The 13,485-nt window shown below is 69.7% G+C and carries 12 protein-coding genes; 6 read left to right on the forward strand and 6 right to left on the reverse strand.

Annotated elements, in window-relative coordinates; genetic code table 11:
• Nucleotides 1–4: 4 nt before the first annotated feature.
• A complete protein-coding gene (locus BMX29_RS10560; protein ID WP_092812537.1) occupies nucleotides 5–1,381 on the forward strand; it encodes an NAD-dependent succinate-semialdehyde dehydrogenase in 1,377 nt (458 codons plus the stop codon).
• A 226-nt stretch (nucleotides 1,382–1,607) separates the two neighbouring features.
• Here BMX29_RS10560 and BMX29_RS10565 read toward each other — a convergent pair whose 3' ends face one another.
• Nucleotides 1,608–2,237 (reverse strand): enoyl-CoA hydratase/isomerase family protein, encoded by a 630-nt coding sequence (locus BMX29_RS10565; protein ID WP_425314276.1) that lies wholly within the window; start codon nucleotides 2,235–2,237, stop codon nucleotides 1,608–1,610.
• Nucleotides 2,234–2,986: an SDR family oxidoreductase gene (locus BMX29_RS10570; RefSeq protein ID WP_043845315.1), complete on the reverse strand. Its 753-nt coding sequence runs from the start codon at nucleotides 2,984–2,986 to the stop codon at nucleotides 2,234–2,236. The genes BMX29_RS10565 and BMX29_RS10570 overlap by 4 nt, the downstream gene beginning before the upstream one ends.
• Nucleotides 2,987–3,131: 145 nt before the next feature.
• Between BMX29_RS10570 and BMX29_RS10575 the strand changes: the two genes are divergently transcribed.
• On the forward strand, nucleotides 3,132–4,730 hold the full coding sequence (locus BMX29_RS10575; protein ID WP_092812539.1) for a DUF2125 domain-containing protein: 1,599 nt from the start codon (nucleotides 3,132–3,134) through the stop codon (nucleotides 4,728–4,730).
• 123 nt (nucleotides 4,731–4,853) lie between these two features.
• Here the strand turns inward: BMX29_RS10575 and BMX29_RS10580 are convergent, their stop codons facing one another.
• Nucleotides 4,854–6,107: a UbiH/UbiF/VisC/COQ6 family ubiquinone biosynthesis hydroxylase gene (locus BMX29_RS10580; RefSeq protein WP_244889211.1), complete on the reverse strand. Its 1,254-nt coding sequence runs from the start codon at nucleotides 6,105–6,107 to the stop codon at nucleotides 4,854–4,856.
• 53 nt (nucleotides 6,108–6,160) lie between these two features.
• Here BMX29_RS10580 and BMX29_RS10585 point away from each other — a divergent pair, with 53 nt between their 5' ends.
• The 4 genes from BMX29_RS10585 to BMX29_RS10600 all read left to right on the forward strand — a co-directional run bounded on the left by BMX29_RS10585 (nucleotide 6,161) and on the right by BMX29_RS10600 (nucleotide 10,388).
• Nucleotides 6,161–7,495: an amidase gene (locus BMX29_RS10585; RefSeq protein ID WP_092812541.1), complete on the forward strand. Its 1,335-nt coding sequence runs from the start codon at nucleotides 6,161–6,163 to the stop codon at nucleotides 7,493–7,495.
• 95 nt (nucleotides 7,496–7,590) lie between these two features.
• On the forward strand, nucleotides 7,591–8,301 hold the full coding sequence (locus BMX29_RS10590) for a metallophosphoesterase (protein ID WP_092812543.1): 711 nt from the start codon (nucleotides 7,591–7,593) through the stop codon (nucleotides 8,299–8,301).
• A gap of 79 nt (nucleotides 8,302–8,380) precedes the next feature.
• Nucleotides 8,381–8,815, forward strand: coding sequence for a universal stress protein (locus BMX29_RS10595; RefSeq protein WP_043845119.1), 435 nt, complete (start codon nucleotides 8,381–8,383; stop codon nucleotides 8,813–8,815).
• A 34-nt stretch (nucleotides 8,816–8,849) separates the two neighbouring features.
• Entirely contained in the window at nucleotides 8,850–10,388 is a 1,539-nt protein-coding gene (locus BMX29_RS10600) for an alanine/glycine:cation symporter family protein (protein WP_092812772.1), read from the forward strand.
• An 85-nt stretch (nucleotides 10,389–10,473) separates the two neighbouring features.
• On the opposite strand, the gene BMX29_RS10605 is transcribed toward BMX29_RS10600, so the two are convergent.
• The 3 genes from BMX29_RS10605 to BMX29_RS10615 all read right to left on the reverse strand — a co-directional run bounded on the left by BMX29_RS10605 (nucleotide 10,474) and on the right by BMX29_RS10615 (nucleotide 13,471).
• Nucleotides 10,474–11,823, reverse strand: a complete 1,350-nt coding sequence (locus tag BMX29_RS10605) for an aminotransferase class III-fold pyridoxal phosphate-dependent enzyme (protein WP_092812545.1) — start codon at nucleotides 11,821–11,823, stop codon at nucleotides 10,474–10,476.
• Nucleotides 11,824–11,943: 120 nt separating this feature from the next.
• Entirely contained in the window at nucleotides 11,944–12,927 is a 984-nt protein-coding gene (locus tag BMX29_RS10610; RefSeq protein WP_092812547.1) for an OmpA family protein, read from the reverse strand.
• Nucleotides 12,899–13,471 (reverse strand): peroxidase-related enzyme, encoded by a 573-nt coding sequence (locus BMX29_RS10615; protein ID WP_092812549.1) that lies wholly within the window; start codon nucleotides 13,469–13,471, stop codon nucleotides 12,899–12,901. Before BMX29_RS10615 ends, BMX29_RS10610 begins: the two co-directional genes overlap by 29 nt.
• Between the last annotated feature and the right edge of the window lie 14 nt (nucleotides 13,472–13,485).

Below are 13,485 nucleotides of genomic sequence, written 5' to 3' on the forward strand. Positions count from 1 at the left end.
TCCAATGCCCCGCGATATCGTCACCATCGATCCCGCCACCGAGCAGGAGATCGCAACCTACAACTACATGACCGACGCTGAAGCCGCCGACGCGGTCGAGGCCTGCCACCAGGCGTTCCTCGGCTGGAGTTCGCGCGCCCTCGAGGACCGGGCCGAGGTGATCCGCAAGGTCGGCCAGACGTTGCGCGACAACACCGAAGAATTTGCCCAGCTGATGACTCGCGAGATGGGCAAGCTGTTGCAGGACAGCCGGGACGAGATCGGGCTCTGCGCGCAGATCTGCGACTACACGGCCGACGCCGGCCCGACCGAGTTGGCCGACGAGGAACGTGAGATCCCGCAGGGCACCGGCGTCATCACCCATGCGCCCATCGGCGTGATCTACGGCATCCAGCCGTGGAACTTTCCCTGCTACCAGGTCGTCCGCTACGCCATCGCGAACCTCATGGCCGGCAATGGTGTGCTGCTGAAGCATGCCGAGAACGTCACCGGATCGGGCCTCTTTCTGCAGGACGTGATGGAGAAGGCCGGCCTGCCGAAAAATCTGTTCACCGTGCTCAGGATCAACCACGAGCAGTCCGACCGGGTGATCGAGAACGGCCGAGTGCGCGGTGTGACCATGACCGGTTCCGACAGCGCGGGCAGCAAGATCGGCCAGAAGGCGGCCGAGCAGATCAAGAAGTCCGTGCTCGAGTTGGGGTCGAACGACGCTTACGTCGTGCTCGACGATGCCGATCTCGACGTAGCGGTGCAGACCTGCGTGGGCGGCCGTCTCTACAACAACGGGCAGACCTGCGTGAACGCCAAGCGCTTCATCGTCACCGAGAAGAACTACGACGCCTTCGTGGAGAAGTTCGCGGCGCAGATGGAAAAGGTCGAAACCGGCGATCCCAGGGCCGACGGTACCGGCCTTGGCCCAATGGCGCGGAAAGACCTGCGCGAAACGCTCGCCAAGCAGGTCGATCAGAGCGTCGAGAAAGGGGCCCGCGCCATCGTCGGTGGCGAGACACCCGAGGGCACCGGGTTCTTCTACCCGGCAACTGTGCTCGTGGACGTGGCACCGGGCCAGCCGGCATATGACGACGAACTGTTCGGGCCGGTCGCCTCGGTCATCAAGGCCAAGGACGACGAGGACGCCATGCGGATCGCCAACGACAGCCGCTATGGCCTCGGCGGCGGCATCTTCTCCAAGGACGAGAAGCGCGCGCGCGAGCTGGCGTCGAAGTCCTTCGACACCGGGCAGGTGTGCATCAACGGCTTCAACGTGGCGATTCCGAACATGCCGTTCGGTGGCGTGAAGAATTCGGGCTACGGCCGCGAGCACGGCGGCTTCGGCATGAAGGAGTTCGTCAACAGCAAGTCCCTCTACGTGCACCAGTGACGGTGCACGCGGCTCTTGCCGCCACTTGACTGGGAGATGCGCCGAACCGTGATCGCGGTCCGGCGCATTTTCATGTCCGGGCCCCGGGTCGCGCGCCGGAACGGCGCTGGCGCGCATCGCCCCGCCCGCCGTCCCCGGCAGTTCCGCTGGACGGACGCGGGCGCATGCGAGCGAGCCGCCCTCGCGCTCCCGGGATATTTTCGCGAGGAAAATGCAGCCCGCGGCGTCAGCCGATCAGGTGCTTGATCGCGCTCGCGTGGTCCGGTGAGGCGGCGAGCACGTCAGCGGCGAGGTTCTCGGCGGTTTGGACGAGGTCTTCGGAGGCCGCGAGGTGGTCCACGAGGCCCCAGGCCAGTGCCTCTTCGGCGGTCACCTTCTCTCCGGCCATCAGGATGCGCTTGGCGCGGGCCGGGCCGACCAGTGCGCGCAGGCGGCCCGGATCGGAGGGCTGCGGCAGGAATCCGAGCTTCATCACCGGGTAGAAGAGTTTGGCCCCGGGGGTGGCGAGCCGCAGGTCGCAGGCGAGGATCATGCCCATCGCCCCGCCGGCGCAGGATCCGTTCAGTGCGGCGATGGTGATGCCGGAATGGCCCGCAATCGCCCCCGAGAGCCGTTCCCAGAGCGGCGAGGTGGCCAGCCCGGCGCGCGCCGCGTCGATGTCGGCGCCGGCCGAGAACACCTTGCCCGTGCCCGTCAGGACGAGGGCACGCGCACCGGTGCCCGCGGCCGCATCGTCGCGGGCGGCCTCGGCGGCCTCGGCCAGAGAGGCCAGCATTGTCTCGGTCAGGGCGTTGGCCTTGTCCGGGCGGTCGAGTGTGACCACCCGCATGAGGCCCCGGTCCTCGACACCGATCACGCGACGCCGACCTTGCGCCGGATCTCGGGGTCGCGCAGCGAGATTTCATCGCCGCGCCACTGGTCGGCCTCGGGACCGCACATCCACAACAGCGCCTCGGCGACCCATTCCGGGGGGATGTGGTCGGACCAGTCGAGCTGGCTCACCGGGTTCACGCCCGAGGCCTTGATTTCCTTCTGCATCTGCGTCGCCACGGTGCCCGGCGACAGCGACAGCGCGCGGATACCGGCCTCGCGGTTTTCCTTGTCGGCCATGCGCGTCAGCATCAGCGCGCCAGCCTTCGACGCGCAGTATTGCGACCAGCCCTCGACGGGACCGTGCGCCGCGCCCGAGCCGATGGTCAGGATGGTGCCGCCGCCCTGCGACAACATCGCGGGCAGTGCCGCGCGCATCCCGTGGAAGACGCCCTTGAGGTTGGTGTCCACCGCCTCGCCCCAGGCCTGCGGATCGGCCTCGGCGAGGTGCGAGATCGGCTCGATCACGCCGGCGTTGTTCACCATCACGTCAACACGCCCGAAGGCGCGAACGGTGTTCTGCACCGCCTGTTCGACCTCCCAGAAGCGCGAGATGTCGCACGGGATCGCGACCGCGCGGTCCTTGCCGATTTCGCCGGCAAGCTCGGCGATGGGCTCCGCGCTGCGTGCGATCAATGCCACCTTCGCCCCGGCCTCGGCGAAGCGCCGCGCCGCCGCCGCACCGATGCCGCGGCTCGCGCCCGTGACGATCGCGACCTGTCCGCTCATGTCCATGACCCGCACCTCCGGTTCCTGCTGTCCCGCTCCGAGGTAAGGCCGCGCGGCGGGGCGGTCCACCCTCTTGACCGCCGCCGGGGCGCGGACCACGCTTCGCCGGACCGCGCCATCGGCGCCCAAGACGTTCCGAAAGGACCTTTCGATGATCCGCTCCTTCCCGCACGCGGGCCGTACCGCCGGCCTCGCGCTCGCCTGTCTCACCGCTCCGCAGGCGGTCTTTGCCGATGTCGCGCCCGGCGAGGTCTGGTCGATGTTTCGCGACTATCTCGTCCGCTCGGGCTACGAGGTCACCGCCGAGGAAGCCGAGACCGGCGGCGACCTGCGGGTGTCGGACGTGACCCTGCGGATGGAGGCTCCGGACGAGACGGGTGGCGTGCTGGCCGTGACTGTGGACGAGATCCTGTTCGAGGACGCGGGCGACGGCACCGTGTCGGTGGTCCTGCCGGGCAGCATCCCCGCCGAGATCAGCGGCATGGAGGACGACGACGTCGAAGCCGTGCGGTTCGAGATCATGCAGACCGCGCTCGACATCGCGGTGTCGGGCACGCCCGACGACATGGTCTGGGACTACACGGCTGATGCGGCCTCGGTGCGGCTGGCCGAGCTCGTGCGCGATGGCGCGCCGGTGTCGCGGGAGGATGCCGCGGCCACCGTGGCGCTCGAGGAGATGTCCGGGCGTACCTTGATCGCGACCGCGGGGGACGGCGGGCAGGAAATCGCGCAGACCGTCGAGGCCGCGCGGATGACCTACGATCTCGCGTTTGCGGAGCCCGCGGAGGAAGATGATGCCGAAGGCGCAGACGCCCCCACGACGGAGGACGACCAGGACACGGCAATCGACCGGTTCGCGCTGTCGGGGCGGGCGCAGGACGTCCGGATCACCGCCGATTCGGCGCTGCCCGAAGAGGGCGGGGCCGACGAGATGGCGGCCCTTCTCGACGACGGCTTCCGCGTCGGCTTCGACATGACCTATTCCGATGGCGAGACCGAGTTCACCGGACAGGACGCCAGTGGCACCAGCTCGGGCCGCACGGCGTCGAACGGCGGCAGCCTGTCGCTGTCGCTGGGCGAGGACGGGCTGTCCTACGACGTGCGGGCCGAGGGCATGGCCTACGCGATCACCATGGGTGACCTGCCGATCCCGTTCACGGCGGAAGCCGAGGAAATGCGGACCACGCTGCAGGTGCCGGTGATGCCGTCGGACGCACCGCAGGACTTCTCGCTCGCGCTCGCCCTGCGCGGTGTCACGGCCTCCGAGATGCTCTGGTCGATGATCGATCCGGACGAGGCGCTGCCGCGCGATCCCGCGACCGTGGCGCTCGAGTTGACGGGCACGGCCACGCCCGAGGTCAACATGTTCGACACCGAGGCGATCGAGGCGATGCAGGCGGAGGGCCGCGCGCCCGGTACGCTCGACACGCTGGAGATCGCGGAACTGCAGGTCAGTGCCGCGGGGGCCGAGCTGACCGGCGAGGGCTCATTCACCTTCGATGAGGATGACCTCGAGACCTTCGACGGGATGCCGGCGCCCGAGGGCTCGGCCACGCTGACGCTGTCGGGGGCGACGGCGCTGCTCGACACGCTGGTGTCCATGGGGATCGTCGGTCAGGACGAGGCCATGGGGGCGCGCATGATGCTGTCGATGTTCGCGGTGCCGGGCGACGGGGAGGACACCCTGACCACCACCATCGAGGTGACGGAAGAGGGCCACGTCCGGGCCAACGGCCAGCGCATTCGCTGAGCGGAGGGGTGGAAAAGACCCGGCGCGCGGCTCGGACGAGGCGCGCGCCGTGGTCATTGGGTGTAGCGGAATGTCTCGCGGAGCGGGGCACGGCGATCTTTCCGCGTCATTGCTCCGAAGGCCCTAGCCCCGCATCAGGTCCGGCAGGTCGCCGGTCAGGCCGGCGGCCTCGCGGATGAAGTTGCGCCGCAGGCCGGGCGCGGCTTGAACCGCCCGCATCCCAGCGTCGCGCAGGAGGCGCAGGCCGGGGCGGTCGGACGAGAACAGTCGATTGAAGAGGTCGGTGGCCGTCGCCAGCGTCGCCGTGTCGAAGCGCCGCCAGCGGGCATAGCGCTCGAGCACATCCGCGGCTCCGATGTCCTCGCCGCGCCGCCGTGCCTCCTCGAGCACCTGCGCCAGCGCGGCCACATCCTTGAGCCCCGCGTTGAGTCCCTGCCCGGCGATGGGATGCACCCCGTGCGCGGCGTCGCCCACAAGCGCCAGCCGTGGCGCGGCCAGGCGGTCGGCCAGCGACAGCGACAGAGGGTAGGTGTAGCGGGCCCCCGCCAACTCGATCCGGCCGAGGAAGTCCCCGAAGCGCGGGCGCAGGACATGAAGGTAATCGGCTTCGGGCAGCGCCGCGATCTCCTCGGCGAGGCCGGTGCGCTCGGTCCAGACGATGGAAGAGCGGTTGCCCTTCAGCGGCAGGATCGCCAGCGGCCCCGCGGGCAGGAAGAGCTGGTGGGCTGTGCCGTGGTGCGGCTTTTCGTGGGCGATGGCACAGACCAGCGCGGATTGACGGTAGGGCCAGCCGGTCCGCCGGATCCCCGCCCGCGCGGCCATGCCGCTCGCGCGGCCGTCTGCGCCGATGACGAGGCGGGCGCGGAGGCTTCCGCCGTCGGCCAGCGTCAGGGTGGCGCCGTGGTCGTCCATGTCCTGTGCCGTCACCGTCGCGGGCGCACGATGGTCGATCCGGTCATTGGCGCCGACCGCGTCGAGCAGTGCTGCGCGCAGGTGGCGATCCTCGACCATCTGGCCCATCGGGCCTTCCTCGATCTCGGCAGAGGCGAAGTGGAGCCCGAGAAGCGCGGCACCGTCGCCGACGCGGCCGTCGCTGACCTTGATCTCGTTGATCGGCTGCGCGTCGCCATGCAGCGTGTCCCACAGCCCGAGGTTCCGCAGGAGCCGCGCGGAGGCGTTGGCCAGCGCATACGACCGCCCGTCGAAATCCGGCGCGCGGCCGGCCTCGGCGGGCCGTGTGTCGATCACGGTGACGTGGAGCGGCCCGCGCGCAAGGGCGAGGGCGAGGGTGAGGCCGTTCAGGCCGCCGCCGACGACGGCGATATCGGTATCGAAGCGCATGGCCGCGACTATGGCGCGCGGCGCGGCATTGTCCATGAGGCGCGGCGCCGCTACGCCTTGGAAAACGCGGCACCACAGCGGAGGACGGCATGGAAGACTGGCGATGGATGGAGGCGGGTGCCCTTGGGCAGGGCATCGCCGCGGGCGAGATCGACCCGGTGGAGCTGTTCGAAACCTACGCCGCCGCGATCGAGACGCACGAGTTGCGTGACCGCATTTACGCCCGCCTGACGCTCGAGACCGGACGCGCCGAGGCCGAAGCCGCGCGCGACCGGGCCCGCGCCGGAGCCCGGCGCTCGCCGCTCGACGGCGTACCGGTCAGCTGGAAGGACCTCTTCGACACGGTGGGCACGGCGACCGAGGCGGGATCGGGCCTGCTGAAGGGCCGGATGCCCGAGCGCGACGCCAAGGTGCTGACGGTTGGTCGGGCGATGGGCCTCGTGGGCCTCGGCAAGACGCACATGTCGGAACTGGCGTTTTCGGGGCTCGGCCTGAACCCGGTGACCGCGACACCGCCCAGCGTGAACGATGCTGACGCGGTGTCGGGCGGGTCGTCCTCGGGCGCAGCGGCGTCCGTGGCCTTTGGGCTGGCCGCCGCGGCGGTGGGCTCGGACACTGGCGGATCGGTGCGGGTGCCCTCGGCCTGGAACGACCTCGTGGGCCTCAAGACCACGGCCGGGCGGCTCTCGCTCGCGGGCACGGTGCCGCTGGCGGCGAAGTTCGACACGGTCGGGCCGCTCTGTCGCAGCGTGGCGGATGCGGCGCTGATGCTGGGCGCGCTGGAGGGCGCCCGCCCGACGGACCTCGCTGGTGCGGGCGATCTGCGCGGACGCCGATTCGCGCGGCTGACCACCATCGCCGAGGACGACCTGCGCCCCGAGCCGGCGGCGGCTTATGACGAGGCGCTCGACCGGCTGCGGGCGGCGGGGGCCGAGATCGTCGAGGTGTCGGCGCCCGAGATCGAGGGGCCGATGGGAGAGGCGGGCGTGCTCTACACCACCGAGGCCTGGGGCATCTGGGGCGAGGAGATCACGGCGCGCGGCGATGCGATGTTCCGCCCGATCCGCGAGCGGTTCGAGGCGGGCGCCAAGGTGCCCGGCGGCGTCTACGTGGCCGCGTGGCGCAGGCTGGAGGCGGCGCGCATCGCGTGGGCCGCGCGCATGGCCGGGTTCGACGCCGTGCTGTGCCCGACCACGCCGAACCTGCCGCCCAAGGTCGACCGGTTGATGGAAGAGGACGAGTACTACGTCACCGAGAACCTGCTGACCCTGCGCAACACGCGGATCGGCAACCTGATGGGGCTGGCGGCGGTGACGCTGCCCACCGGGCGTCCGAGCTGCGGGCTGTCGCTGATGGGCACCGCGATGGGCGAGGCCCGGATCCTGCGCGTGGCCGCCGCGGCGGAGGCCGCGCTCGCCGCCTGACGGGGACGCCGGGACGCCGCTCGGCTGACGCCATCGCCCCGCCCGCCGTCCCGCGGAGCCTCGCCCGCCGCGCGGCGGCACGGACAGGAGACCCCATGGACCCGATCTTCGCCATCGGCGACATCCACGGCCAGCGCGCCGAGATGGAGCGCGTGCTGGGCCTGATCGCCCGCGACCCCGAGGCTGGCGCCCCGGTGGTGTTCCTCGGGGACTACGTCGACCGCGGGCCCGACAGCCGCGGCGTGTTGCAGGTGCTGATCGACGGGCAGGCGGCGGGGCGGCCGTGGATCGCGCTCGCCGGTAACCACGACATCTATTTCCGCGACTTCCTCGACCCCGAGGGCCTCAGCTGGGCCGATGCGCGGCGGTGGCTGAGCGACAGCGTCGGGGGCAAGGACACGCTCGCCTCCTACGGGGTCGCCACCCATGGTCGGCCGCTCGCCGACATCAGGGCCGATGCCCGCGCCGCGGTGCCGCAGGCCCACCGGAGCTTCCTTGCCGGCCTGCCGCTGCTGCACGAGACCGCCGCGCAGATCTTCGTCCACGCGGGAGTGCGGCCGGATGTGCCCGTCGCCGAGCAGGAGCCCGACGACCTCGTGCATATCCGGGCGGCGTTCCTCGACGACCGGCGCGATCACGGGCGCTTCGTGGTGCACGGACACACCTCGGCCGAGGGGCCGGTACATCGCGGAAACCGAGCGAATCTCGATGGTGGCGCGGGCCGTGGGGCGCCGCTCTGCGCGGCGCTGATCCTGAATCGCGACGTCTTTCTGCTCAGAGAAGGGGGCCGGACCCCGCTGATTTGACGAAAATATGACGTAAGACTCGACGCATGGCTCGGATCGCGTAGGCTGAATGCACAACCAGACATTGCAAGGAGCCGCCATGCCCGGAAAACTGATCGTCGGATACGACGGCTCCCCGGCAGCGCGCCGGGCCGTCGATTTCGCCGCCGCCGCCGCCCGCGCGCAGGATGCAAGCCTCGTCATCGCCCACGTCCTCGAATGGTCCCCCTACTCGTTCCTCACCAAGGAAGAGATCGAGGAGCGCCATGCCCGCCGCCGCGACGAACTGCGCCGCGCCGAGGATGCCGTGATCGCGCCGGTCCGCGAGCGGCTGGCCTCCACCGGCCTCAAGGTCGAGACCATGATCGCCTACGGCCACTCGGCCGAGAAGCTCTGCGCGCTGGCCGGCGAGACCGGGGCCACGCAGATCGTCGTCGGCCGCGACGGCAACGGTGGTCTCGCGTCGCGGATGTTCGGCTCCACCGCCGGCTCTCTCGTGCAGATCGCCCCGCTGCCCTGCACCATCGTCCCCTGACAGAAACGCCAACCACGACAGGAGGGCGATGCCCATGCGCCTCTTTCATGCATTCCTCGCGGCGCTGGCCGCGTTCGTCGCCAGCGCGCTTCCCGCGGCGGCCCAGTCCATCGATGCCGCGGTGAACGCCGCCTTCGAGAACGCGACCGGCTGGTACGTGAACCTCATCTTCGCGAGCCTGCCCGGCACCAACATCCCGTGGATCGTGGGCTGGCTGGTGATCGGCGCCTTCGTGTTCTCGTTCTACTTCGGCTTCGTGCAGTTCCGCTGGGTCGGTCACGCGATCAAGCTGGTGAAGGGCGACTACTCTGATCCCAACGACGCGGGCGAGGTCAGCCACTTCCAGGCGCTGGCGACGGCGCTGTCGGGCACAGTGGGCCTCGGCAACATCGCGGGCGTGGCGGTTGCCGTGGGGATCGGCGGACCGGGTGCGACATTCTGGATGATCCTCGCGGGCCTTCTGGGCATGGCGACCAAGTTCACCGAGTGCACTCTGGGCGTGAAGTACCGCAACGAGTTCCCCGACGGCCGCGTCTCGGGCGGGCCGATGTACTACCTGACCCGCGGCTTCGAAGAGCGTGGCCTGCCCGGGGGCATGATCCTCGCGGTGGGGTTCTCGATCTTCACGATCCTGGGCGCACTGGGCGGCGGCAACATGTTCCAGGCCAACCAGGCGCACCAGCAGATCGCGGGCGTGGTGGGTGACTTCCCGGGCTGGATCACGGGCGTCATCTTCGCCACCGTGGTGTTCATCGTGATCGTGGGCGGCATCAAGTCCATCGCCAAGGTGACCGAGAAGGTCGTGCCCTTCATGGGCATCCTCTACGTGCTGGCCGCTCTGGTCATCATCCTTGCCAACATCGACCAGGTCGGCACCGCGTTCGCCCGTATCTTCGAAGGCGCGTTCACCGGCCTCGGGGTCGCGGGCGGCATGGTCGGCGCGCTGATCCAGGGTTTCCGCCGCGCCGCGTTCTCGAACGAGGCGGGCATCGGCTCGGCGGCGATCGCGCATTCGGCGGTCAAGACCAAGGAGCCGGTGACCGAGGGCTTCGTCGCGTTGCTCGAGCCCTTCATCGACACGGTGGTGATCTGCACCATGACGGCGCTCGTCATCATCATCTCGGACCAGCTCGTGGTCGATCCCGAGACCGGCCTCTTCGTCACCGAGAACGGACAGATCGTCACACAGACCGGGTCGTCCGGCGTGGCGCTGACCTCGGACGCCTTCGCAACCGCGTTCTCGTGGTTCCCGGTGGTTCTGTCGATCGCGGTGGTGCTGTTCGCCTTCTCGACAATGCTGTCGTGGTCCTATTACGGCCTGAAGGCGTGGACCTTCCTGTTCGGCGAGGGAAAGACGAAGGAGCTGATCTTCAAGCTGATCTTCTGCTTCTTCGTCATCGTCGGCGCGGCAGTGTCGCTCGATCCGGTGATCGCGTTCTCGGATGCGGCGCTGTTCTCGATGGCGATCTTCAACGTGCTGGGCCTCTACTTCCTGATGCCGCTGGTGCGGAAGGAACTGCGGAGCTACTCGGCCCGCCTCAAGAGCGGGGAGATCCGACCGGTCAAGCACTGAGCGACCCGTCTGTCAGAAAGAAGGGCCGGGCGCCATGTGGCGTCCGGCCCTTTCCATTCGGCGAAGGTGTCCGGCTCTACGAGGCTCAGGCCACCGAGAAGCCCGCGTCGAGCGCGCCGAGCACGGTGTTCACCTCGTCCTCGGTGATGGTCAGCGGCGGCGACATCAGGATGTTGTGCATCCCCAGCCGGACCATGGCGCCGGCTTCCCAGGCGGCGTCGTGGATGCGCTTCATGGTCGCCGCGTCCATCGGCGTCTTGGCGTCGCGATCCGACACCAGCTCGACCCCGGTCATCAGACCGTGGCCGCCGCGCACGTCGCCGACGATGTCGTACTTCTCGGCGAGCTTCAGGCAGCCCTCGTAAAGCTGCGCGCCGCGTGCCGCCGCGTTGGTCTTCAGGTCCAGACGCACGGTTTCGTCCAGCGTCGCGACGACCGCCGCCGCGCCGACCGGGTGGGCCGAGTAAGTGTAGCCGGTGTAGATCGCACCGTCCGCATCGGCACCCTCGAACACCTCGGCGACCTTCTCGTTGACCAGCGTGGCGCCGACCGGGAAGTAGCCCGAGCTGATGCCCTTGGCGGTGGTCATCATGTCGGGCTGCACGCCCCAGTGACGCGCCCCGGACCAGTCGCCGGTACGACCGAAGCCGGTGATGACCTCGTCCGAGATCATCAGGATGCCGTGGCGGTCACAGATGTCGCGCATCAGCGGGAAGAACGTCTCGTGCGGGACGATCACGCCGCCGGCGCCGAGGATCGGCTCGACAATCAGTGCGGCGATGGTGTCGGCGCCCTGGAACGCCATCTCGTCCTCCATCGCGGCGGCGATGCGCTGCGCGAGAGCTGCCGGGTCGGTCTCGTCGAACGGGTTGCGATAGGTGTAGGGCGCGGGAAGGTGGAAGCAGCCCGGGAGCAGCGGCTCGTAGCCGTGGCGGAAGCGCGGGTTGCCGTTGACGCTGGCGCCGCCGAAATGGGTGCCGTGGTAGCCCTTCTTGAGCGACAGGAACTTGGTCCGCGTCGGCTCGCCGCGCAGGCGGTGATACTGCCGCGCGAGTCGCAGTGCCACGTCGACCGAATCCGACCCGCCCGAAGTGAAGAAGACGCGCGCCATGCCGTCCTCGGCGAAGAAGGCGCGGACCCGCTCGGACGCCTCGATGGCGGTGGGGTTCGAGGTCCCCGCGAACGCGGAGTAATAGGGCAGGACCGACAGCTGGTCGGAGATCGCCTGCTTCACCCGGTCGTTCGAGTAGCCGAGGTTCACGCACCACAGGCCGCCGACCGCGTCGATGGCCGAATGCCCGTCGATGTCGGTGATCCGCACGCCCTCGGCGCCCGAAATGATCCGCGGCGGAGTTTCCTGCGCGGCGCCGGGGTGGCCCATCGGGTGCCACAGGTGTCGCGCGTTGTTCTCCTTCAGGAAGTTGTCGTCTTTCATGGCAGGGCCTCAAATCGTTTGATCAGATTTCCTACGCCCGAATGTCACGTTTCGAAAGCGGTTCTTTTCGGGGGCGGATCCGGTGCGCCGGGACGATGCGCTCGGGCGACGGACCCAGGGTCACCCGGCGGGCAGTAACACCGCCTCTATGCGGCGATTTTCGGTTCGGCCGGTCGCGTCGAGGTTGGACGCGACGGGGGCAAGGTAGCCGGCCCCGGCGCTCTCGATCCGGGCGGGGTCGAGGCCGTGACGGTCGCGCAGGTAGGCCGCGGCCGATTCGGCACGAGCGCGCGACACGGCGCGGTTCGCATCGAGAGAGCCCGTCGCGTCGGTATGCCCGACCAGCAGAAGCCGCGTGTCCGGCCGGCCTTCGAGGAATTCGGCCAGCGCGTCGAGAGAAGCCACGGGCCCCGACCCCAGCGACGATGCGCCACTGGCGAAGGTGACGTCGGACAGGATCGCGTGGCCGTTGGCGGTCAGGCGCCCGACGAGGTCTTCGGGGGCCGCGTCGGCCGCTTGCGGCGCGGGCGGTCCCGGCATCGCGGTGGCGGGATCGGGCGGCGCTCCGCCCGCAATCACGTCCAGCCCCGCGGCGTCGTCCGCCCCGGTCAGCGTCGCCTGCACGTAGCCTGTCGCGCCGTCGCGGCTGACCAGAAGGCCGAGCGCGGCGTCGCCGTCCGCTCCCTCGGCCGACAGCCAGCGGAAGTCGGTGAGATCAACGTACATCTCGGGCGCCGGCAGGGTGTCGAGAGCGAAGCGGAAGTCGAACCCGCCGCAGGCGCGTGCCTCGCAGTCGAACACCACGTCCCATCCGGCGTTTTCCAGCGCCGCGCGCAGGGGCTTGAGGATTTGCAGCGTGGTCAGGTCGCGCCCGCCGATCCGCCAGGCGCGGCGGGTCACTGTGCCGTCGATCCGCGTCGCGGGCACGCGGCTGCCGTCCCACGGGCCGATCGGCAGGCGCCAGCTCGTGGCGGGCTCAACCGTCTCGGCGGTGCGCTGCGCGCCGGAGGGCAACGGCAGGTCGAGCGCCGGGGCGGGACCCGAAGCCAGCGCGGCGCACAGAAGGACGGCGGCGCTAGCGCGCCTGCGCGTGGTAGGCGTCATTCGGGACCATCGCGGTCGCCGAGGCGACCCGGTTCGTCATGTTGAAGAAGCCCGCGACGTTGGCGATGTCCCAGATATCTCTCTCCGAGAAGCCCACGCCGCGCAGGCCTTCGCGGTCAGCTTCGTCAACCTCGGCAGAGGCCCGGGTCATCTTCTCGGCGAAGGCCAGCATCGCGCGGGTGCGGGCATCGAGATCCGCGACACGCCAGTTCATCACCAGCGCCTCACCCAGCTTCGGGTCGCCGGACAGGTGCCGCACCGCCGCGCCGTGCGCGACAAGGCAGTAGAAGCACCGGTTCCACGAGCTGACGACGACCGCGATCATCTCCCGCTCGAGCTTGGTCAGGCCCGAGTCCGCCAGCATCAGTTCGTCGTATAGGCCGGTGAAGGCGTTCAGCTTCTCGATCGAGAAGGCATGTGCACGCAGCACGTTCGGCACCATGCCCAGCTTTTCCACGCAGATGTCGAAATAGCGCTGCGTCTCTGGCGGCAGCGGATCGACCGGCGGCAGGTCGAGCGCGGTGGGTCGGTGGTCTTGGGCCATGGCGTCCTCGGTCA

Origin of the sequence: Roseivivax marinus (assembly GCF_900109705.1) — a bacterium.
In the GTDB taxonomy this organism is placed as follows: domain Bacteria; phylum Pseudomonadota; class Alphaproteobacteria; order Rhodobacterales; family Rhodobacteraceae; genus Roseivivax; species Roseivivax marinus.

Coding starts and splice junctions, on each gene's coding strand:
- BMX29_RS10610 (WP_092812547.1), bottom strand. CDS start 12,927: ATGACGCCTACCACGCGCAGGCGCGCTAGCGCCGCCGTCCTTCTGTGC.
- BMX29_RS10570 (WP_043845315.1), bottom strand. CDS start 2,986: ATGGACATGAGCGGACAGGTCGCGATCGTCACGGGCGCGAGCCGCGGC.
- BMX29_RS10560 (WP_092812537.1), top strand. CDS start 5: ATGCCCCGCGATATCGTCACCATCGATCCCGCCACCGAGCAGGAGATC.
- BMX29_RS10600 (WP_092812772.1), top strand. CDS start 8,850: ATGCGCCTCTTTCATGCATTCCTCGCGGCGCTGGCCGCGTTCGTCGCC.
- BMX29_RS10575 (WP_092812539.1), top strand. CDS start 3,132: ATGATCCGCTCCTTCCCGCACGCGGGCCGTACCGCCGGCCTCGCGCTC.
- BMX29_RS10615 (WP_092812549.1), bottom strand. CDS start 13,471: ATGGCCCAAGACCACCGACCCACCGCGCTCGACCTGCCGCCGGTCGAT.
- BMX29_RS10595 (WP_043845119.1), top strand. CDS start 8,381: ATGCCCGGAAAACTGATCGTCGGATACGACGGCTCCCCGGCAGCGCGC.
- BMX29_RS10590 (WP_092812543.1), top strand. CDS start 7,591: ATGGACCCGATCTTCGCCATCGGCGACATCCACGGCCAGCGCGCCGAG.
- BMX29_RS10605 (WP_092812545.1), bottom strand. CDS start 11,823: ATGAAAGACGACAACTTCCTGAAGGAGAACAACGCGCGACACCTGTGG.
- BMX29_RS10585 (WP_092812541.1), top strand. CDS start 6,161: ATGGAAGACTGGCGATGGATGGAGGCGGGTGCCCTTGGGCAGGGCATC.
- BMX29_RS10580 (WP_244889211.1), bottom strand. CDS start 6,107: ATGGACAATGCCGCGCCGCGCGCCATAGTCGCGGCCATGCGCTTCGAT.